This window comes from Streptomyces sp. MST-110588 (assembly GCF_022695595.1).
In the GTDB taxonomy this organism is placed as follows: Bacteria; Actinomycetota; Actinomycetes; order Streptomycetales; family Streptomycetaceae; genus Streptomyces.
In genome coordinates this window covers 6873111-6893676 of record NZ_CP074380.1, presented here as the reverse complement: position 1 = coordinate 6893676, position 20566 = coordinate 6873111, and the positions used below count along the sequence as shown (strand labels likewise).

The window sequence follows — 20566 nt, the reverse complement described above, 5'->3', positions numbered from 1 at the left end:
CGTGTTCGATCCGGCGCAGCTTCAGACCTTCCTGGCCGTGGCGCAGACCCTGAGCTTCACCCAGGCCGCCCACCGCCTGGGACTGCGGCAGTCCACGGTGAGCCAGCACGTACGGAAGCTGGAGGAGGCGGCCGGCCGCCGGCTGTTCGCGCGGGACACCCACACCGTGGAGCTGACCGAGGACGGCGAGGCGATGCTCGGCTTCGCCCGTACGATCCTGGAGGCCAACGAGCGGGCGGTGGGGCACTTCACCGGGAGGCGGCTGCGCGGCCGGCTGCGCTTCGGCGCGTCGGAGGACTTCGTACTGACCCGGCTGCCGGAGGTGCTGGAGGAGTTCCGGCGGGCGCATCCCGAGGTGGAGCTGGAGCTGTCCGTCGAGCTGTCGGGCACCTTGCACGAGCGGCTCGCGGCCGGCCGGCTGGACCTGGTGCTGGCCAAGCGGCGCCCCCAGGGGCCGCGCGGACGGCTGGTGTGGCGGGACCGGCTGGTGTGGGTCGCCGCCGACCGGCTGCGGCTGGACGCGCGGGCGCCGCTGCCGCTGGTGGTCTATCCGCCGCCCGCGGTGACCCGGGCCCGCGCGCTGGCGGCGCTGGAGCGGCACGGCCGCCCGTGGCGGATCGCCTGCACCAGTGGCAGCCTCAACGGGCTGATCGCGGCGGCCCGGGCGGGGCTGGGCGTCATGGCGCACACGCGCGGGCTGGTCCCGCCCGGCCTGGTGCGGGTGCCGCAGCGGGCCGGGCTGCCGGAGCTGGGCGAGGTGGACTTCGTGCTGCTGTACGGGCGGGGGGACGGCGCGGGCGGTTCGGCCGGCGGCCCGCGCGGCGGTCCGGCCGAGGCGCTCGCGGAGGCGATCCTGGCGGGCGGTGACCGGCTTCACCTGCCGTGAGGGGGCGGCGGACCGGCGGCGTCCGTGACGCCCGTGATGTCCCTGCGGTTCCCGTCGCCTTGACTGTCCTCGCCGCCGCCGTCGCCGTCGCCGCCATCGCCGTCCCCGCCGCCCGCGCCGTCCTCCGCGTCGAGCGGGCGTTCGTGGGTCTCGGGCGCCGCCGCCGCGCACACCGCGCTGACCAGGCAGGTCGCCGCCATGAACCCGGCGACCAACGGGGTGTTGCGGCCGTTCCCGTCCCCGACGCCGACCAGCCAGGCGGCGATCAAAGGAGCCAGACTGCCGCCCAGTACGGACGCGGCCTGGTAACCCAGGGAGGCACCCGTGCAGCGGGCCCGGGTGGGGAAGAGTTCGGCCAGCAGCGCCGCCATCGGCCCGTACATCGCGGCGTGCAGCACGGCCAGGCTCAGCACGTACGCGACCGCGAACAGCACCGGCGATCCGCTGTCCACCAGCGGGAAGAGCACGAAGGCCGCGCCGCCCAGCAGCAGGGCGCCGGCGATGTAGACCGGGCGGCGCCCGAGCCGGTCGGAGAGGGCGGCGTAGGCGGGCAGGGTCAGCAGGGAGAGCCCGCAGGCCAGGATCATGGCCGTCAGGACGGTCGGCCGGGGGTAGCCGAGGTCCTTGGCGTAGGCGGGGACGAAGACGATCAGGACGGAGTTGGCGGCGAACGGGCCGAGGCCCACGCCGACCGCCAGCAGGGCGGCGCGGCGCCGGTGTACCAGCGTCCGCCAGACGGAGACCGGAACCGGGCCCGACCCCGGGGCCGGAGGGGGCTTGTGCCCGGTGTTCCCACCCCCGTTGACCGCGGAGAACACCGGGCTTTCCGCCATACGGCGCCGGATGTAGTACGCCAGCGCCACCAATACGGCGGAGAACAGGAAGGGGATACGCCATCCCCATTGCCGGAACTGCTCGGCCGGCAGGGCGCTGAACAGGGCCAGGACCAGGGAGGAGAGCAGCAGCCCGGAGGGGGCGCCCATCTGCGCGAACGCGCCCCACAGACCGCGCCGTCCGGGCCGGGCGTGCTCGATGGCCATCAGGGCCGCGCCGCCCCACTCGCCGCCCACCGCGAAGCCCTGGACGAGCCGCAGCAGCACCAGCAGCAGCGGCGCGGCGATCCCGATGTGGTGGTAGTCGGGCAGCAGACCGATCAGGAAGCTGCTCACGCCCATCAGGACGACGCTGAGCACCAGCACCGGTTTGCGGCCGGCCCGGTCGCCGTAGTGGCCCAGGACCAGACCGCCCAGCGGCCGGGCCAGGTAGCCGGCGGCCAGGGTCCCGAAGGAGGCCAGGAGGCCGGCGGTGGCGGACAGGCCGGGGAAGAAGAGGTCGTCGAAGACCAGGGCCGCGGCGGTGCCGTACAGCAGGAAGTCGTACCACTCGATGACGCTGCCCAGGTAGCTGGAGGTGATGACCTGGCGCGGCGCGGACCGCTTGCCGCTCTCCGGTGTCCGTGGGACGGCCATGGCGCTCACCTCATCCGGACAGCGCGCGCTGCGGGTTGGTCTCGGTCAGGTGGCGGATCTCCTCCTTGTCCAGGCCGGCGTCGGACAGGGCGGCGGCGAAACCGGTCAGCAGGAAGTCGTATCCGACGCCGCCGCGGGACTTCAGGTGGTCCCGTACGCAGACGTCGTGGGAGAGCAGGACGCGGTCCAGGTGGCCGGCCCGGACCAGGTTCATGACGTAGCCGACCCGTTTGGCGGTCTCCCGCTCGGCGCGGCACTCGTGGAGCGTGTCGAACTGGACGTAGGCGCCTCTGCGGGCCAGTTCCAGGTGGTATTCGGGGAGGTTGACCTTGTCGCAGTGGCCGATGATCACCCGGTGGGGGTCGGCGCCCGCCTCGGTGAGCAGGTCCAGTTGCGGGAGGCCGACGGGCCAGCGGGCGGCGTGGGTGGTCAGGGCGGCGCCGGTGCGCGCCTGGGCGTGGGCGGCGGCGCGCAGCGAGCGTTCCTCGGTGGCGGAGATGTACCAGCCGTCGGCGCCGGTCTCGCCGATCAGCCCGGCGCGTACGCCGCCGGTGCCGGGGATGCCCTCGGTGAGGTCGCGGACGATCAGTTCGCCGATCTCGGCGACGCTGCGCCGGTCGAACCAGTCGCGGTCCAGGTACGGGTCGCGGTAGTGGCCGGTGCCCAGGACGATGTGGACGCCGGTGGCCTTCGCGACCCGGGCCAGCGCCGCGACGTTGGCCGGGGTACGGCTGCCGTCCTGGCTGCCCCCGCCGCCCGCCGGGCCGGTGAACAGGCCCAGCGGGTCGGTGGCGGCCCCCGCGGTGAGTTCCCCCGTGGTGACGTCGACGAGGGTGCCGCCGCCCGCCACGGCGAAGGCGGCGACCTCCTCGCGCATCTCCTCTTCGTCGTTGAGGAGTCCGACCTGCCGGTACTCCCGCAGGAGGTTGATGAAGACGTGCTCGTGCGGGAGCGTGGGGCCCAGGTCCGACGGCGGTACGGGCCCCGTGACGGTCTCTACGTCCGGCATGCTTCGCGACTCCTACTCCTGTCCGTACTGCTTCGTACTGCCTCATACCGCTTCGTACTGCGGCTCGGTGTTCTCGTCGGTGACGGCTCGGGCCGCCGGTCCCTTACAGCAGCGGCAGTTGGGCGCGGTCGGTGGCGGCCCGCAGGATCGCCCCCTCGCTCAGCGCCCCGGCGATCGTCTCGATGTCGTCGCTCATCCAGCGGTCGTGGTCCAAGGAGGGCACCAGGCTCCGCACGGCCTCGTACGTGCCCTGGGCGACCGGACTCAGCCCGTCGTACCGGCGGGCGATGTCCACCGCCTGGGCGGCGGCGAGCAGTTCGACGGCCAGGATGCGCTGGTTGTTGGCGAGCACCCGGCGGGCGTTGCGGGCCGAGATCAGCCCCATGCTCACCACGTCCTGGTTGTCGCCGTTGGAGGGCACGGACTGGGTGCTGGCCGGGCCGATCGTGCGGTTCTCGGCGACCAGCGCGGTGGCCGGGTACTGGGCGCCCGCGAAGCCGCTGTTCAGGCCGGGGTCGCCGGCGACCAGGAACTCCGGCAGGCCGTCGCTGAGGTGCCGGTTGAGCAGGCGGTTGGTGCGCCGCTCGGAGAGCACGCCGAGCTGGGTCAGGGCGATGGTGGTGAAGTCCATCGCGAACGCGATCGGCTGGCCGTGGAAGTTGGCGCCGTGGAAGATCTCCTCGCCCTCGAAGAACAACGGGTTGTCGTTGGCGGAGTTGAGTTCGATCTCCAGCTTCTCCTGGGCGTGGTAAAGGGTGTCGCGGACGGCGCCCAGGATCTGCGGGATGGCCCGCAGCGAGTACGCCTTTTGGATGTAGACGTCCGTGCGGTGCACCCCCTCGCCGCCGTGCTTGCTCTCCTGCGCCTCGCGCCGCAGGTCGCTGTGGTCGCGCAGCAGCCGGCTGCCGTGGGTCAGGACGCGCATGTTGGCGGCGGTGTCCATCTGGCCGCGGTGCGGGCGGGCCAGGTTGTGGCCCTCGGGCTGGAAGGGGCTGGCGGACGCCTGGAGCACCTCCACGACCAGCGCGGTGATGATCTCCGCCTGCCGTACCTGCTCCATGCCACCACTGGCCACCAGGCAGCCCAGGCCGGTCATCGCGGAGGTGCCGTTGATCAGCGCCAGGCCCTCCTTGAAGCGCAGTTGCAGCGGTTCGATGCCCAGCGAGCGCAGGACGGGGCCGGTCTCCACCCGCTTGCCGTCCTTCAGGACGTACCCCTCGCCGATCACGGTGGCGGCCAGGTGCGCCAGCGGTGCCAGGTCACCGCTGGCGCCCAGCGAACCGATCTGCGGGATGGCGGGGGTGATGCCCTCGGTGAGGTAGAGGGCCAGGCGCTCCAGGAGTTCGGGGCGCACCGCGGAGTAGCCCTTGGACAGGGCGTTGAGGCGGGCGGCGAGGATGGCGCGGGACTCCCGCTCGTCGAAGAGCGGGCCGACGCCGGCGCTGTGGCTGCGGACCAGATTGGTCTGGAGTTCCACCTCCTTCGCGGTGTCCACCAGCATGTAGATCATCTCGCCGTAGCCGGTGGTGACGCCGTAGACGGGGACGTCGTCGCGGACGGTGGCCTCGAAGATCTCCCGGCTGCGGGCCGCCCTGGCCAGCGCTTTCTCGGTCACTTCGCACGGCACCCGTTCCTCGGCGACCCTTCGGACGTCGGCGATGCGCAGGCTCTCGCCGTCGAAGCCGACGGTCGCGGCGGGGCCGTCCGGGGCGGTGGTCCCCGCCCGGTCGCCGTGGCCGGTGCCGTCGGCCGGCTCGGCAGGGGTGGCGGAATCGATGGGCTGGTCGGCGGGACCGGTCATGGCCAACTCCTTTGCGGTACGTAATGCGTTACGGGATGCCTTAGGGGATGCGTTACGGGCACGTGCGGATCGGCGGGTCAGGGCGGCGCCCAGCAGGGCGATGCCCACGGGGTAGAGGACGGCGGGCAGGCTGAACGGCAGGATCGCCAGGCACACCAGCACGGTGACGGCGGCGGCGAGCCGGCCGGGGTCCGTGCGGGGCAGGATCCTGTACGCCGCCGTGGCGCCCACCAGGTAGACGGCGACGAAGGTGGCGCTCGGCCAGGCGATGAGTTCCTCCAGGCCGGGCCGGAAGACGGCGACGCCCACGAGCAGCAGGGCGAACACCGTGGCCAGGACGCCCAGCGCGCGGGCCGGGGTGGCGTGCCGGGGGTGCAGCCGGCCCAGGCTCCGGGGCAGCAGGCCCTCACGGGCCTGGGCGTACATCAGCCGGGAGAAACCGGCGATGTTGGTATGCACCGCCACGAAGGAGCAGCACAGCGCGAAGAAGGCGGTCGCCGCGCCGGCGGCGGGGCCCAGCGCGTCCGCGGCCAGCGCGCTGACCGGCGCCAGGCCGGCCGCCGCGGCGTACACGCCCGAGCCCACCGTCACCACGGCCGACAGGCAGTAGACGACGGAGAGGACCACCGAGGCCAGTGCCATGCTCAGCGGCAGGTCGCGGTCCGGGCGGCGGAACTCCTCGGCGAGGTGGACGACCATTTCGAAGCCGATGTAGGACCAGAAGATCAGCAGTGCCGCGGTGCCCACCGCGCCCCAGCCGTGCGGCAGGAACGGGGTGAAGTGCTCGGTGCGGACCTTGGGCAGGCCCAGCAGGGAGACGCCCACCAGGACCGCTCCGGTCAGTACGACCAGCCGCACCTGCACCCAGCCCGACAGCTTCAGGCCCCGCGCGTTGAGCAAGCAGGAGGTGCCGAGCAGCAGGCCGGCGACGGCCACCGCCCAGCGCGCGTCCAGCCCGTAGTACGCGGTGATGTACTGGGCGCCGACCAGGGCGATGACGGGCACGGCGAAGGGTACGGACGCCAGCAGCCACCAGCCGGTGACCGTGGTGAGCCGGGGTCCGAACGCCGCCCGGCTGTAGGCGACGATGCCCCCGGCGTGCGGGATGCGCGCCCCGGCGCGTCCCAGCGTCACCGCCAGCGCCAGGGCGAACAGGGACATCGCGCCCCAGGCGACCAGGGAGGCGGGACCGGCGGTACGGGCGGTGAGCGCGGGCAGGACGAGCACGCTGGGGCCCAGGACCGCGCCGGCGGCCATCGCGGTGCCGTCGGGGACCCGCAGCGAGCGGCGCAGTTCTTCACGCGGCACAGCACAGGCCCCTTCCCGCCGCTGCCCTGACGGGGTCTCTCCCCGGGTGCGGCGCGCCCATCGTGCCAACCGGCGCTGATTTCCCAATGATGTCCCGCCGACCTGGTACTCGGGCTACCGTTCGAGGATCGGGAAGGGGTTGTGGGGCGGGGCGCGGAGTGCGCCGGGAAGGGGCCGGTACGTGGACTTCGACTTCCGACTGCTGGGGACTCTGGAGGCGGCCACCGCGGGGGGTGCCGCGGCGCTCGGTCCGCGGCTGCGCCGGCTGACCCTGGGAATCCTGCTGCTGGAGGCGAACCGCCCGGTGACGGTGGACCGGCTGATCTCGCTGCTGTGGGACGACGAGCCGCCGCCGACCGCCCGCAATTCCGTACACGGCCACATCTCCCGGCTGCGGCGGGAACTGGCGGTGGTGCCGGACGTGAGCCTGCGGACCCGGGGCGACGCCTACGTCCTGCAGATCGCCCCGGAGCGCATCGACGTCCACCGCTTCCAGTCGCTCCTGGAACGGGCCGAGAAGGTGCCCGACGAGCAGGCCGCGGCGCTGCTGCACCAGGCGCTGGGGCTGTGGCGCGGGGACATCCTGGCGGACATCGCCACGGACCGGGCCCGCCGGCAGTTGTGCGCGGTGTGGACGGAGGCGCGGACGACGGCGCAGGAGCGGCGGATCGACGCCGAGTTACGCCTGGGGCGGCACGGCCGGCTGGTCGGTGAGCTGACCCGGCTGGTCTCCGACCACCCCACGCGGGAACGGTTCACCGCCCAGTTGATGATCGCGCTGTACCGCGGCGGGCGGCAGGGGGAGGCCGTGGAGGCCTACCGCCGTACCCGGTCCGTCCTGGCCGAGGAGTTCGGGCTGGAGCCGAGCGGGGAGCTCCAGGGGCTGGCCATGGCCGTGCTGCGCGCGGACGCCGGCCTGGACCTGCCGGCGCGGCCCGCCCCCGAACCGCCCCGCCCGCCCGTGGTCCCCCGCCAGCTCCCGGCGGGTACGGTGCACTTCACCGACCGCGAGGAGCATCTGCGGCGGCTGGACGCGCTGCTGGAGGAGGGCGGCCCCACGGTGGCCGTGGTGTCCGGGACCGCGGGCGTGGGAAAGACCGCGCTGGCGCTGCACTGGGCGCACGGCGTCACCGGGCGCTTCCCCGACGGTCAGTTGTTCGCGCAGTTGCGCGGCTGGTCGCCGCTGGCGCCGCTGCCCGCGGCGGAGGTCCTGGCGCAGTTCCTGCGCGCGCTGGGCGTACCGGCCGCGGACGTCCCCTCCGACGAGGCGGAACTCGCCGCGCTCTACCGGTCGCTGCTCGCCGACCGGCGGGTCCTGGTGGTGCTGGACAACGCCGAGTCCGCCGAACAGGTCCGTCCGCTGCTGCCCGGCGGGCCGTCCTGCGCGGTGGTGGTGACCAGCCGCCGCAGCCTGCACGACCTGGTGGCCTTCCACGACGCGATCCCGGTGGAGGTGGACCTGCTATCGACACGGGCGGCGGTGGCCCTGCTGGCACGGGCGGCGGGCAACGGGCGGACCGAGGCCGAACCCGTCGCGGCCGGTGAGCTGGCCCGGCTGTGCGCCTGCCTGCCGCTGGCGCTGCGGATCGCGGCGGGCCGGCTCACCGCCCACCCCGCGCGTTCGGTCGCGCACCTGGTGGCCGAACTGGACGGCGGCGCGCCGCTGTCGGGGCTCTCCCCGCTCGGCGAGCCCGCCGCCTCACTGCGCGCCGCCTTCCGCTTCTCCTACACCGACCTGCCGGCGCCGGCCCGCGCGGCGTTCCGCGCGCTGGGGCTGGTGCCGGTCCCCGACCTTCCGGTGCCGGGTGCCGCCGCGCTGTGGGGCACCTCGCTGCCGGCCGCTGCCGCCACCATGGACACGCTGGTCACCGCCCATCTCGTACAGCAGCCGCGGCCGGGGCGGTTCGCGCTGCACAGCCTGCTGCGGGAGTACGCGCGCGAACGGGTGGACGCCGAGGAGGGCCGGCACGAGCGGGAGGCGGCGCTGGGCCGGCTGCACACCTGGTACTTCCGGCACGCCAGCGCCGCGGTACGCACCCTCTTCCCCGGTTTTCTGCGGCTGCCCGCACCCCAGGAAACGGCGCGGACGGCGGAAACCGGCCAGGTGCCCGAGCCGCTGTTCGCCGGTGAGGCGGACGCCCGCGCCTGGCTGGAGGCCGAGGCGCCCTCCATGGTCGCGGCCATCCAGCACGCCGGTGTGCACGGCCCGCTGGCGGCGAGCTGGCAGCTCGCCGACGCGCTGCGCGGCTTCTTCTGGCTGCACGGGCGGTACGCGGACTGGCTGGCGGCGGCCCGCGCCGGACTGCGCGCCGCGCAACGGGCGGGTGACGAGCGGGCCGAGGCCGTGATGCACCACGGCCTGGGCCACGCCTGCCACCAGCTCGCCCGCTGCCCCGAGGCCATCACCTACCTCACCAAGGCGCTGCACGCGCACCGCCGCCTGTCCTGGCGCGAGGGCGAGGCCATCACCCTGGGCAACCTGGGCATGGCCTACGCCCGGCTGGGCCACCTGGACCTCGCGGTCGACCACCACGTACGGGCCATCGCCATCCACCGGGAGACCGGGGCGCGGGCCAGCGAGGCCATCGCGCTGAACAACCTGGGGGACGCCTGCCGGGCCAGGGGCGACCTGGACGACGCGCTGCGCCACCACCAGGAGTCGCTGGTGCTGTCCCGGGCCGCGCTCTGCCGGCAGAGCGAGGTCCAGGCGGCCATCGGACTGGCCGCCACGCACCTGCGGCAGGGCCGGCTCTCGGATGCCTTCGCCCGTGTACGGGACGCGGTGGACGCGGCCCGGGAGGCGGGTTACGTACCGCTGGAGGGGCAGGCGCTGGCCGTACTGGGCGAGGCGTACCAGGCGCGCGGCGCGCGGGAGGAGGCGCGGCTGCACTGGCAGCGGGCGCACGGCATCCTCAGCAGCCTCAACTCCCCCGAGGCCCATGAACTCCGTACCCGCCTCGGTCTCCCGGACCCCGGCCCCGGCTCCGGTCCGGCCCTGGGGCCCTGTACCGGCCTGCTCCCCTCGTCCGACGGTCCCTGCCGCGGCCTGCCGGAGGCATGAGACCGCGCACGAGGGCGTCGGCGGGTGCCGGCAGGCGGCGCCGGGCGACACCGGGGCGACGCCGTCATTCCTGGTGATCCGCCCAGACGTAGCTTTCCGGGAGGAGTTCACCCACCGGTACGGCACGCAGCCTGCCGCCCGTACCGACGATGACGGTCAGGTCCGGGAAGTAGTCGAGCAGGACCTGCCGGCACCGGCCGCACGGAGGCACCACCCCGCGCCCGCGGTCGCCCACCGCGACCACCGTCTCCAGTTCGTGGGCGCCCCGCGCCGCCGCGTTGCCGATGACCACCAGTTCCGCACACGGGCCGCCGGTGAAGTGGTAGACGTTCACGGCGGTGACGATGCGGCCGTCCCGGGCGCGGGCCGCCGCGGCCACGGTGTGCCGATCGCCCCGGCAGGCGGTCTCGGCGAGGTGTGTGGCGGCGGCCACGAGTGCGTGGTCCACGGGCCGGGTGCCGGTGTCCGCGGCGGGGCCGGTGCCGGTCATCGCCTCTCGCTCCTTCTCTCGGGTTCTCTCGGGGCTTCTTGTCCCCCGGTTCTACCCGGTTCTGTCCGGTCGCGGAGATCCGGTGCGGGTTCCGTACCGATGCCGTGATCATCCCACGGCCGGCGGACCGGCCCGTTCCGGCGCTCTGCGGCGGTTGCCCCCTTTTCTGCCGGTGGCCAGGTCCGGACCGGCCGTTCACGCCGCGATACGCCCCTCCCGCGCACCGCCGTCGTGGGGTACGGTCTCCGCCCTGTGAAAAGCACCACGAGGAGCTGGGCCATTGCGCGAGTTCACCGTCCCGCCCCTGGCGACGGCACCGCGAGTCGGCGGGCTGGCGGACGCCGTCTTCGAGAACGCCCAGGCCGATCCCGGGCGGGTCGCGTTCGGCGTCAAGGACGCCGACGGCCGCTGGCGGGAGGTGACGGCGGCGGGCTTCAGGGACCAGGTCCTCGCGCTCGCCAAGGGGCTGCTGTCCCAGGGGATCCGCTTCGGTGACCGGGTCGGGATCATGTCCCGTACGCGGTACGAGTGGACCCTGTTCGACTTCGCGCTGTGGGCCGTCGGCGCCCAGCCCGTACCGCTGTATCCGACCTCCTCGGCCGATCAGGTGCTGTGGATGCTGCACGACTCGGGGGTCTCGGCGTGCGTGGTCGAGCACGAGGACCACGCGATGACCGTCGGCTCGGTCATCGACCGGCTGCCGCGGCTGGCCCGGCTGTGGCAGCTCGACCGCGACCCGGTCGGCGAACTGTCCGCGGCCGGCGCCCACCTGGACGACGAGATGGTGCACCGCCACCGTATGGCCGTCACCCCGGACGCGCCCGCCACGGTCGTCTACAGCTCCGGCACCACCGGCCGGCCCAGGGGCTGTGTCCTGACCCACGCCAACTTCATGGCCGAGGCCGACAATGTCGTCCGGCGCTACGAGAGCGTCTTCCGCGCCCGCCCCGCTGACGAGCCCTCCACCCTTCTCTTCCTGCCACTGGCGCATGTTTTTGGCCGGATGGTCCAGGTCGCGGCCGTACGCGGCCGGGTCAAACTGGGCCACCAGCCCAGCCTCGCCGCTTCCGCGCTCCTCCCGGACCTGCTCTCCTTCCGCCCCAGCTTCATCCTCGCGGTCCCCTACGTCTTCGAGAAGGTCTTCGCCGCCGCCCGGCGCACGGCCGAGGCGGAGGGGCGGCTGGGCCCCTTCGACAAGGCGGTGGAGGTGGCGGTGCGCTACGCCGAGGCGCTGGAGCACAAGGCGTTCGGCACCGCCGCCGGGCCCAGCGCCGCACTGCGCGTGCAGCACCAGCTCTACGACAAGCTGGTCTACAGCAGGATCCGCGAGGCGCTGGGCGGGCGGATGCGGCACGCCATGTCGGGCGGCTCGGCCATGGAGCGCCGGATGGGCCTGTTCTTCGCGGGCGCGGGCGTGCGGATCTTCGAGGGGTACGGCCTGACGGAATCGACCGCCGCCGCCACCGCCAACCCGCCCGAACGGACCCGCTTCGGCACGGTGGGCACCCCCGTCCCCGGCACGACCGTGCACATCGCCGAGGACGGCGAGGTCTGGCTGCGCGGCGGCCAGGTCTTCCACGGCTACCTCAACGACCCCAAGGCCACCGGTGACGCCCTGCGCGACGGCTGGCTGGCCACCGGTGACCTCGGCGCACTGGACGCGGACGGCTATCTGACGATCACCGGCCGCAAGAAGGAGATCCTGGTCACCTCGGGCGGCAAGACGGTCTCCCCGGTGGCCCTGGAGGAACGCGTACGGGCCCATCCGCTGGTCGACCGGTGCATCGTCGTCGGCAACGACCGCCCCTACATCGCGGCGCTGGTGACGCTGGACCCCGAGGCGGTCGCGCACTGGCTGAAGATGCGCGGCAAACCGGAGCTGCGGCCCGCCGAGCTGGTGCGCGACCCGGACCTGGAGACCGAGATCCGGCGGGCCGTGGTCGCCGCCAACACCCTGGTCTCCCAGGCCGAGTCGATCCGTACGTTCCGGATACTGGCCCATCGCTTCAGCGAGGAACAGGGCCTGCTCACCCCTTCGCTCAAGCTCAAACGCAAGGCGATCGAGGCCGCGTACGCGGTGGAGGTGGACGCCTTGTACCGGGCCTGAGCGCCTTGTACCGGATCTGAACGCCTGGAACCGGACCGGGCCGCTGTGTACCGGGCCTGAGCGCCGGGACCCCGCCCGCCCCGCGCCGGTGCGGCATTCCCGTCGCCCTACACCTGTCGCGGTCGCATCAGCTTCAGGTCCTCGCCCCAGGCGTCCAGCACCGCACCGTGTCCGGCCTGCCGGGCGGCGGCCTCGACACGGGCGAGGGCATACCGCTCGAACCCCGGCATTCCGGCGGCGCGGAACTGGTCGAGGGAGACGATGACGAGGTCGAGTTCCGGGGTCCGGTGCCCCTGGAACCGGGTGAGCTCCGTTGCCGCGTCGCCGGCGAGGACGACGTAGAGGTCGTGGTCGGAGTGCTCGGTGGGCATGCCGTCGTGGGCCCGGGAACCCTTCAGGACAAGGCCGACGACGGATGGATCGGCGGTGGCGAGTTCGATGAACGTGTCGTACGTCAGAGCGGGTTGAGCAGTCATTGCGTGATCTCCGGTGAGAGGGTGATGGCGGGTATGCCGACCGGGCGGCCCCAGCCGGTGGGGCCGCGCGCACGGTTCGCGGCGGCGCCGGGCCGTCGCCCAGGGGATCAACGCATACGTGCACCTTAAGGGCTGGGGATCGATTGATCCGAGTTCGGGCTTGACCTCGAGTCCAGTTGAGGTTCCATGATGATCGGCATGGAGACGACAGTCATTGATCAGCAGACACAGGAAGCCGAGACGGAAGCGATCAAGCAGGTGATCGCCGCGCTTGAGCACTCCCAGCAGAACGAGCTCCCCGAGGAGTTCGTCGGCCTGTTCCGGGCCGATGCGATCTGGACGACGGGCCACGGCAAGCGCCTCACCGGCCGCGATGAGATATCGGCCTTCACCCACCAGGTGCTGCCGGGTGCCATGAAGGACTCGACGGCCACGTACGAGGTGGTGGACGTGCTGTTCATCCGCCCCGATGTCGCTGCGGTCAAGGCTCACGCGCAGTACTGGACGCTGGAAGGACAGCCGATCGGGAACCCGGGTACCCCGCTCTACGTCATGGCCAAGGAGGACGGGCTATGGCGTCTGGTTGCCTGCCAGAACACGGAAGTGTCCGTCCGGTGACCTGAGAAGGGCCGCACGGGCTGGGCGAGTTGTGAGACAAGCCCGGGCCCGTGCGGCCTGTTCCCATCCTGCCCTGTCGGGCATCTCCCGCGCGCCCTTCGGCGAGTTGCGCGAAGAGCTCGCTGCCAAGTGGCAGGCAGCTCGCGAATCGGCGCTGCGCCGGCGTCGGGGCGGGGCGCCGGCCGAGCTGTACGGAGTGGACCGCTCCGCCCGGTGGGCGACCCGCCGTGAGCCCAGCACCGAACTGGCGCTCACCCCGCAAGCCGCCTACCGATCAACCATCAGCCGACCCGCCAGGCGCGTACGCCCCGACCTCAATCGCTCCCAAGGCCGATAGCGGTCGGTCAGCCGAGGGGCTTGGGGTTCAGCAGGTCACTCCCGCGCCGTCGGCCCGCAGTGCCCGGCGGGGGTTTCCCCGGGCAGGTCCAGGGCCGGGTTGCGGTCGAAGAAGCCGGTCGGCTTGAGGGTGAAGCCGCAGCGGTCCACCGGCATGACGGGCCAGTCCTCCAGGCGGGGCAGGTGGGTGGGGCCGAAGATGTGCCAGAGGGTCAGCCCGGTGTTCTCCAGCGACTCGCCGGGTTCGGACCACTGGAGTACGCCCGCGCCGCCCGGGTGCTGGTTGGGGTGGTCGCCGTCCGGGTAGCGGCGCTCGGGCCGGCCGCGGGTGACCCACAGGTGTTTGGTGGCGTAGGCGACGCGGGCGGCGACCGGTGAGCCGGGCCGGGCCAGCAGGGTGGGGCCGGGCTGCGGGGTGAGGGTGTAGGAGACCGGCTGTCCCATCCGGTTCAGGGAGGCGGGGTTGGTGATCCGCCAGCGGCGGCCGGTGGCCGGGTCGGCGGTCCGGCCCGCCTGGGCGGAGTCGGTGATCGCGGTGGCGCGGACGGTGAAGGCGTTGCCGTGCGGGTTCTCCGGTCCCGTCTCCAGGGGCAGGACGTCGAGTTCCTCGACGGTGTTGGCGTGGCCGTCGACCGCCGGGTCCAGCCGGGCGCAGAAGAGGTGCTGGTGGAAGGGGGCCTGGAGGCCGGGGGCGATCTCGGTGGCGTACGGGGTGCGGGTGCCCGGTGCGGTGGCCGCGGTCTGTACCAGTCCGGTGGACTTGACCTCGAACTCGATCGTGCCGTCCTGGTAGAGGTACCAGTAGAAGCCGTAGTCGTAGTTGCCCAGGGTGGCGATGAAGGAGATCACCAGGCGGCGGGAGCGGCGGCTCTCGGCGGCGAAACCGTCGAACATGTTGCTGTGCTTCCACAGCAGGCCGTGGTCCTCCTCGTGGATGCAGACGGCGTTGGGCAAAGTCGTGGGCCGGCCGTGGTCGTCGCAGACGACGGCGTCGAGGTAGTGGATCTCGCCGAGGCAGTCGCAGCCCAGGCGCAGCGCGTTGGCGTTGCGGCCGAGCCCGTACTCGCCGGCGTCCAGGTAGCAGACCCAGTTGCGGGTGGGGTCGGGTTCGCCGTACGGGACCGCCATCTCGGCGAGCGAGGCGCGGTGCAGCACCGGCCGCAGGCGGTCCCCGTCGCGGTGTGCGATCTGGTGGAGCACCAGTCCCTCGCGGCCGTTGAAGTCCACCCGCAGTTGCCAGTTCTGCCAGTTCAGGACGGGGCCGTCGAAGTGGAAGGAGGGGCCTTGAGGCTGGGTGATCTCCAGGGGTTTCAGGTCCGTACGGGCAGGTTGGTGGTACGCGGCCTCGTAGCGTCCGCATTCGGCGGGTACGGGGACGGCGCCGGTGTCCAGGAGGCGGACGACCCGGCCTTCGGTGAGGTCGACGTCGGCGACCAGGCCGCCCACCGGGTGGGCGAAGGGGTTGTCGGTGGGGTCGCAGCACAGGAAGGTCAGCGAGCGCAGCATGCGCCGCCCTCTCTCCTGCGGCCGGCCGAAGTTCCCGGCGGCCAGGGGTGCGCAGACGGCGAGTCCGGTGTCGGTGATGCCGCGTGCGGCCATGGCCTTGCGCCAGCCGGGGTCGGCCTTGACGATCGCCTCGCAGCGCTCGTACTCCTCGAAGAGGATCGGCGGCTGGCCGTCGGCCACGGGGTCCAGCTCCCGGCAGGAGACCAGGGTGCGCGCGGTGACGTCGACGAGGGCTTCGCGGGCGGTGCCGGTCGCGGTGTCCAGGAGGGTCACCCGCAGCCGGCGCGTGACCGGTTCGCCGGGCCGGTGGGCGGTGACGGTGTGCCGGTCCGGCTCGTCCAGGAGCACCTGGGGGAAGCGTGTGGTCTCTCTCAGTTCACCGGCCTGGTCGAGAACGGCGCGGGCGGTGGTGATCTCCTCGGCGGAGAGCGGGTCCAGGGGGTGCGGGGCAACGGCCGTCGGGGTGGACGGCGCGTCGAGGGGCCGCGGGGTACCGGTCTTCTCGGCGGGCGACGGGTCCAGGGGCAGCGGGGTCATCGTCGATTCTCCTTGTGCGGCGTGTGCGGAGTGTGCGGAGGGTTCGGGGGCTGCGCGGAGGGGCGGACCGGTGTGGTGGTGTGCCGCGTGGCGGCATGGCGCGGCGCTCCGTGCCGGGGCGCGGCCGGCGGCGCGGCGCTGGCGGCCTTCTCCAGTTGGAACGCCTCGTTGCCCAGGCCGATGCGGGCGTGGACCTGCGGCCGGGTGGCCCGCAGCACGCGTCCGTACACCAGTCCGGCCAGTGCGGCACCGCCGATGAGCGCGGGCAGCACCCACCGCAGCGCGGACCCCTCCTCGGCGCCGACCAGCACACCGAAGTCCTTGACGGCGTAGAGGAGTACGGCCAGCAGGGACAGCGCCGCGAGCGCCGAGGCGGTCAGCCGCCAGCCCTGGGCGCGGCCCGCGCCACGGCGCACGAAGAAGGCGATGACGGCGACGGACGCGGTGGTCATCAGGACGATCACGCCGAGCGCGCCCACGTTCCCGGCCCAGGTGAACAGCTTCAGTACGGGGGTGGTGGGGTCGCCGGCCGGCCCGTGGTCGGTGAGCGCGAAGCCGCCGACGACGAGCAGCGCGATCACGGTCTGGAGCAGGGAGCCCAGCGCCGGCGCGCCGCTGGTCCTGGAGGTACGGCCCAGGGCGGCGGGCAGCAGTCCCTCGCGGCCCATGGCGAAGACGTAGCGGGCCACGACGTTGTGGAAGCTGAGCATCGAGGCGAAGATGCCGGTCACGAAGAAGACGTGCAGCACGTCGGTGAAGGCGGCGCCCAGGCGCGGCCCGGTCAGCGAGAAGATCAGGCCGGGGCCTTCCTTCCCGGCGGCGGCCACGACGTGGTCCGGGCCGGTGGCCACGCCGATCAGCCAGGAGCTGAGGGCGAAGAAGACGGCGACGAAGCCGACGGCCAGGAACATCACCCGGGCCACGACCGTCTGCGGGCGGCTGGTCTCCTCCGCGTAGACCGGGGCCTGTTCGAAGCCGACGAAGGCGGCGACGGCGAAGCACAGGGCGGTGCCCAGGCCGGCGCCGCCGAGGGTGGCGGGGTCGAAGGCGCGCACGGACAGGCCCTGCGGTCCGGGGTCGGCGGCGAAGGCGATGTCGAAGACGAGGATCAGGGCCACCTCGATGACCAGGAGGACACCCAGCACCTTGGCGTTGAGGTCGATCTTCAGGGCGCCGAGGGTGCCGGTGACCACGACGGCGAGCAGGGCCGGCACCCACCAGGCGACCGACAGGTGGAAGTGCCGGTCGAGCAGCCCGGCGACCTCGAAGCCGAAGATCCCGTAGATGCCGACCTGGAGGGCGTTGTAGGCGGCCAGGGCCACGAACGAGGCACCCGCCCCGGCCGTGCCGCCCAGGCCGCGGGCGATGTAGGCGTAGAACGCGCCGGCGTTGTGGACGTGCCGGCTCATCTCGGCGTACCCGACGCTGAACAGCGCCATGACGACACCGAGGATGACGAAGAGCAGCGGCTGTCCGACGATGCCCATGACCTGGTACGTGGTGGCCATGACGCCGGCGACGACCATCAGGGGCGCGCTGGCGGCCAGTACGGACAGCAGCAGGCCGGGGGTGCCGATGCGGTCGGCGCGCAGGGCGCGTTCCTGGCCCTTGAACGTACTGATGCCGCCCGCGGCGCCGGCCGTTCCCGGGCCGCCGGCTGCTGCGCCCTTCGGTCTGTCCGGCCCGTTCGGCCGGTTTCTGCTGCTCGTACTGCCCGTCGGCATGGCGGGCTCCTTTCCCTGGATGCAAAAGCGTCGGGTGGGACCGGTGAGGTACGAAGTGCGAGGGGTGGGTGCGGAGTACGGGGGTGCGGGGTATGGCGTGTGGGGTGCGAGGGGCGGGGACCGGGGTGCGCGGGGGCCCGGGGCAGAGGTACGGATCACGGGCCGGGGCGGTTCACGCGGAGCGCAGCGCCAGGTCGCGCGCCGCCCGGAACGCCTTGCGCGGGTCGCGGTCCGGGTAGGACCACGGCGCCGCCGTGGCGTACGGGCCGATGCGTTCGAAGAGCGCCGCCGCCTCCGCCATCCTCCCCTCGTGGAACTTGGCGTGCGCCAGGAAGTTGAGGTCGACCTTGGCGCGCGGGTGGTCCTCGCCCTCCCATTCCAGCCACCAGTCGAAGGCGGCCTTCATGACCTGGCGGGCACGGCGGGTGGTCCAGTGCCCCGAGGCGGCCGGATCCGGCGGCTGGAGCCCGGCGGCGGCCAGCGCGCGGTAGCGCTCGGCGTGCGCGACCACCGGCAGGATGGCCAGCGGCGAGTCGGCGGGCGCCTGTTCGGCGGCCCAGGCGGCGAAGTCGTACACCTGGTGCAGCGGGTCGCCGGTGTCGCCCGGCCGGTGTTCGGCCAGGCAGGCGGCCATCAGGTGGTGGGCGTGGTGGTGGTCGGGGTGACGGGCCCGTACCTGGTCGAAGGCGTGCTCACGCTGGTCGGCGGTGCCCCTGCGGCGGGCCAGGAGCAGCATGCCCAGCCAGGGGGTGGGGTCGGCGGGTGCCATCCGGGCGGCCACCCGGCAGGCGTCCTGGGCGCTCTCCTCGCTCTCCTTGCCGCGCAGGGCGAGCTGGACGTGGGACAGGGCCAGGAGGGCCGCCGCGTCGGCGCTGTCGGGTTCGGCGAGCCGCCAGTCACGGGCCCAGGCGGCGCTGGTGGAGCCCTGTGCGAGCACCACCAGCCGGTGGCCGCGGCGGTCCCAGTCCTGGCCGGTCTCGGCGAGGAGGGTACGGACGTGGGCCCACCGGCCGTGCGTGAGCGCGTCCACCGCGGAGACCAGCCGGCTGTCGTCGAGGGCCGGGGTGAGCACCAGGGTGTCCTTGCGGCGCGGGCGCCCCAAGGGGGGCGGAGGTGGCGGTGGGGTCATGAACAGGGGCTCTCCACGACGCGCTTCACCTCCGGCCGCCCCGTGGTCCGGGGCTCATGCGTGCAGGTCTGTGGTCTGGACCACAGACGGGTCGTCACGCACAGCAAAGCCCGCTGCGCCACTCGGCGTCAAGGCCGCTTAAAGAATGGCCGGATCCCCCAACTCCCCCTTGCGCACCGGAAGTTGTACGCCCTTCAACTGCCCGGCGGCGCCTCCGTCGTCTCCCCTGCCCCGCCGTCCGGCCGCCCGGCGCGTGCGTCAGGACACCGCCCGCGCCGCCGCGCGCCCCGCCGTACGCCCGGAGAAGAGGCAGCCGCCCAGGAAGGTGCCCTCCAGCGAGCGGTAGCCGTGCATGCCCCCGCCGCCGAACCCGGCCACCTCGCCCGCCGCGTACACGCCCGGCAGCGCCTGGCCCCCTCGGTCAGCACCCGCGCGGACAGGTCGGTCTCCAGCCCGCCGAGCGTCTTGCGGGTGAGGATGTTCAGGCGTACGGCGATCAGCGGACCGGCCTGCGGGTCCAGGAGGCGGTGCGGGGCGGCGGTCCTGATGAGCCGGTCACCGGCGTACCTGCGCGCCCCGCGCATGGCCGTCACCTGAAGGTCCTTGGTGAAGGCGTTCCTGATCTCCCGGTCCCGGGCGGTGATCTCGCGCCGCAGCGCGGCCTCGTCGATCAGCGGCTCCTTGGTGAGCGCGTTCATCCGCCGTACGAGGTCCGGCAGCGAGCGCTCCACGACGAAGTCCGCGCCCCGGTCCATGAACGCCCGCACCGGGCGCGGCGCCCCGGGCAGGGCCCGCCGGAGCACCTCGCGCACGCTCCTGCCCGTCAGGTCGGGGTTCTGCTCGGACCCGGAGAGGGTGAACTCCTTCTCGATGATCTTCTGGGTGAGGACGAACCAGGTGTGGTCGTAGCCCGTCTTCATGATGTGTTCGAGCGTGCCGAGCGTGTCGAAGCCGGGGAAGAGCGGTACCGGCAGCCGCTTGCCGCGCGCGTCCAGCCACAGCGGCGAGGGGCCCGAGAGGATGCGGATGCCGTGCTGAGGCCAGATGGGGTTCCAGTTGTCGATGCCCTCGGTGTAGTGCCACATCCGGTCGGGGTTGATGATCCGGCCGCCGGCGTTGCGGGCGACGCCGAGCATCCGGCCGTCCACATGGGCGGGCACTCCCGACAGCATCCGCTCCGGCGGCCGGCCCAGCCGCTCGGGCCAGTTGGCGCGTACCAGCTCGTGGTTGCCGCCGATGCCGCCCGAGGTGATGATCACCGCCTGGGCGCGCAGCTCGAAGGCGCCGGCCACCTCGCGTCCGCTGGGCGCGCCGCGCTCGGCGGTGGAGGGCTCCAGAATCTCGCCGGTGACGGTGTCCACGGCGCCCGCGCTGCGGGACAGGCCGCTGACCCGGTGCCGGAACCGCAGCTCGACCAGGCCGCGCGCCACCCCGGCCCGGACCCGCCGCTCGAAGGGCGCGACCAGTCCCGGGCCGGTGCCCCAGGTGATGTGGAAGCGGGGTACGGAGTTGCCGTGTCCGGTGGCGTCGTAGCCGCCGCGCTCGGCCCAGCCGACGACGGGGAAGAACCGGACGCCCTGCCGGTGCAGCCACGCGCGCTTCTCGCCCGCGGCGAAGTCGACGTACGCCCTGGCCCATTCGCGCGGCCAGTGGTCCTCGGCCCGGTCGAAGCCGGCCGTGCCCAGCCAGTCCTGCCAGGCCAGCTCGTGGCTGTCGCGCACCCGCAGCCGGCGCTGCTCGGGCGAATCGACGAGGAAGAGACCGCCGAAGGACCAGTGGGCCTGGCCGCCGAGGGACTGCTCGGGCTCCTGGTCCAGGAGGATCACCTTGCGCCCGGCCTCGGCGAGTTCCGCGGTGGCCGCCAGACCCGCCAGTCCCGCTCCGATCACGATCACGTCAGCGTCGTAGGCCATCTCTGCTCTCCTCGCCGGAAGGTGCCGCGGACGCCCGGCCCCGTGCCGTACGCCGCGGTCCTCGTGCCGGAAGCCCCGGCCTCGTCGTGGCTCACGATCCTCAGCGCGCCCGGCCACCGCGTCAACCTCGGATTCCGCCGCCGCCTGCGGGGGTACCCGGCCCGGACATCGGTGACGGGCCGGCACGGGGGTCGCT

The 20566-nt window shown here is 73.4% G+C and carries 10 protein-coding genes and 4 pseudogenes; 4 read left to right on the top strand and 10 right to left on the bottom strand.

Annotated elements, in window-relative coordinates; all coding sequences use genetic code 11:
• Position 1 precedes the first annotated feature (1 nt).
• Positions 2–886 carry a LysR substrate-binding domain-containing protein gene (locus KGS77_RS30180; RefSeq protein ID WP_242586285.1) on the top strand — a complete coding sequence of 295 codons (885 nt, stop codon included), beginning with the start codon at positions 2–4 and terminating at the stop codon, positions 884–886.
• Here KGS77_RS30180 and KGS77_RS30175 read toward each other — a convergent pair.
• From KGS77_RS30175 to KGS77_RS30160, 4 genes and pseudogenes are all read right to left on the bottom strand, one after another.
• A complete protein-coding gene (locus tag KGS77_RS30175) occupies positions 874–2355 on the bottom strand; it encodes an MFS transporter (RefSeq protein ID WP_242586284.1) in 1482 nt (493 codons plus the stop codon). The genes KGS77_RS30180 and KGS77_RS30175 overlap by 13 nt on opposite strands.
• A gap of 10 nt (positions 2356–2365) precedes the next feature.
• Positions 2366–3364, bottom strand: coding sequence for a hypothetical protein (locus tag KGS77_RS30170; protein WP_242586283.1), 999 nt, complete (start codon positions 3362–3364; stop codon positions 2366–2368).
• A 103-nt stretch (positions 3365–3467) separates the two neighbouring features.
• Positions 3468–5051, bottom strand: a pseudogene (cmdF, locus tag KGS77_RS30165) (tyrosine 2,3-aminomutase); the annotation flags it as partial.
• A 258-nt stretch (positions 5052–5309) separates the two neighbouring features.
• Positions 5310–6422 (bottom strand): annotated as a pseudogene (locus tag KGS77_RS30160) (amino acid permease); the annotation flags it as partial.
• 232 nt (positions 6423–6654) lie between these two features.
• On the opposite strand from KGS77_RS30160, the gene KGS77_RS30155 reads away from it, so the two are divergent.
• On the top strand, positions 6655–9534 hold the full coding sequence (locus KGS77_RS30155; RefSeq protein WP_242586282.1) for an AfsR/SARP family transcriptional regulator: 2880 nt from the start codon (positions 6655–6657) through the stop codon (positions 9532–9534).
• A 64-nt stretch (positions 9535–9598) separates the two neighbouring features.
• Here the strand turns inward: KGS77_RS30155 and KGS77_RS30150 are convergent, their stop codons facing one another.
• On the bottom strand, positions 9599–10024 hold the full coding sequence (locus KGS77_RS30150; protein ID WP_242586281.1) for a cytidine deaminase: 426 nt from the start codon (positions 10022–10024) through the stop codon (positions 9599–9601).
• A 280-nt stretch (positions 10025–10304) separates the two neighbouring features.
• On the opposite strand from KGS77_RS30150, the gene KGS77_RS30145 reads away from it, so the two are divergent.
• Complete coding sequence (locus KGS77_RS30145) at positions 10305–12131, top strand: AMP-binding protein (protein ID WP_242586280.1); 1827 nt, start codon at positions 10305–10307, stop codon at positions 12129–12131.
• 197 nt (positions 12132–12328) lie between these two features.
• On the opposite strand, the pseudogene KGS77_RS30140 reads toward KGS77_RS30145, so the two are convergent.
• Positions 12329–12607: pseudogene (locus KGS77_RS30140) on the bottom strand (hypothetical protein); the annotation flags it as partial.
• Positions 12608–12793: 186 nt separating this feature from the next.
• Between KGS77_RS30140 and KGS77_RS30135 the strand changes: the two are divergent.
• On the top strand, positions 12794–13225 hold the full coding sequence (locus KGS77_RS30135; protein ID WP_242586279.1) for an SgcJ/EcaC family oxidoreductase: 432 nt from the start codon (positions 12794–12796) through the stop codon (positions 13223–13225).
• 372 nt (positions 13226–13597) lie between these two features.
• On the opposite strand, the gene KGS77_RS30130 is transcribed toward KGS77_RS30135, so the two are convergent.
• From KGS77_RS30130 to KGS77_RS30115, 4 genes and pseudogenes are all read right to left on the bottom strand, one after another.
• Positions 13598–15604, bottom strand: coding sequence for a primary-amine oxidase (locus tag KGS77_RS30130; RefSeq protein ID WP_242586278.1), 2007 nt, complete (start codon positions 15602–15604; stop codon positions 13598–13600).
• A complete protein-coding gene (locus tag KGS77_RS30125) occupies positions 15601–17328 on the bottom strand; it encodes an APC family permease (protein WP_242586277.1) in 1728 nt (575 codons plus the stop codon). The genes KGS77_RS30130 and KGS77_RS30125 overlap by 4 nt, the downstream gene beginning before the upstream one ends.
• Positions 17329–17500: 172 nt before the next feature.
• Positions 17501–18457 carry a hypothetical protein gene (locus KGS77_RS30120; protein WP_242586276.1) on the bottom strand — a complete coding sequence of 319 codons (957 nt, stop codon included), beginning with the start codon at positions 18455–18457 and terminating at the stop codon, positions 17501–17503.
• A 258-nt stretch (positions 18458–18715) separates the two neighbouring features.
• Positions 18716–20370, bottom strand: a pseudogene (locus KGS77_RS30115) (FAD-binding dehydrogenase).
• Positions 20371–20566: the final 196 nt, after the last annotated feature.

Coding starts and splice junctions, on each gene's coding strand:
- KGS77_RS30120 (WP_242586276.1), bottom strand. CDS start 18,457: ATGACCCCACCGCCACCTCCGCCCCCCTTGGGGCGCCCGCGCCGCAAG.
- KGS77_RS30135 (WP_242586279.1), top strand. CDS start 12,794: ATGATGATCGGCATGGAGACGACAGTCATTGATCAGCAGACACAGGAA.
- KGS77_RS30175 (WP_242586284.1), bottom strand. CDS start 2,355: ATGGCCGTCCCACGGACACCGGAGAGCGGCAAGCGGTCCGCGCCGCGC.
- KGS77_RS30150 (WP_242586281.1), bottom strand. CDS start 10,024: ATGACCGGCACCGGCCCCGCCGCGGACACCGGCACCCGGCCCGTGGAC.
- KGS77_RS30130 (WP_242586278.1), bottom strand. CDS start 15,604: ATGACCCCGCTGCCCCTGGACCCGTCGCCCGCCGAGAAGACCGGTACC.
- KGS77_RS30125 (WP_242586277.1), bottom strand. CDS start 17,328: ATGCCGACGGGCAGTACGAGCAGCAGAAACCGGCCGAACGGGCCGGAC.
- KGS77_RS30170 (WP_242586283.1), bottom strand. CDS start 3,364: ATGCCGGACGTAGAGACCGTCACGGGGCCCGTACCGCCGTCGGACCTG.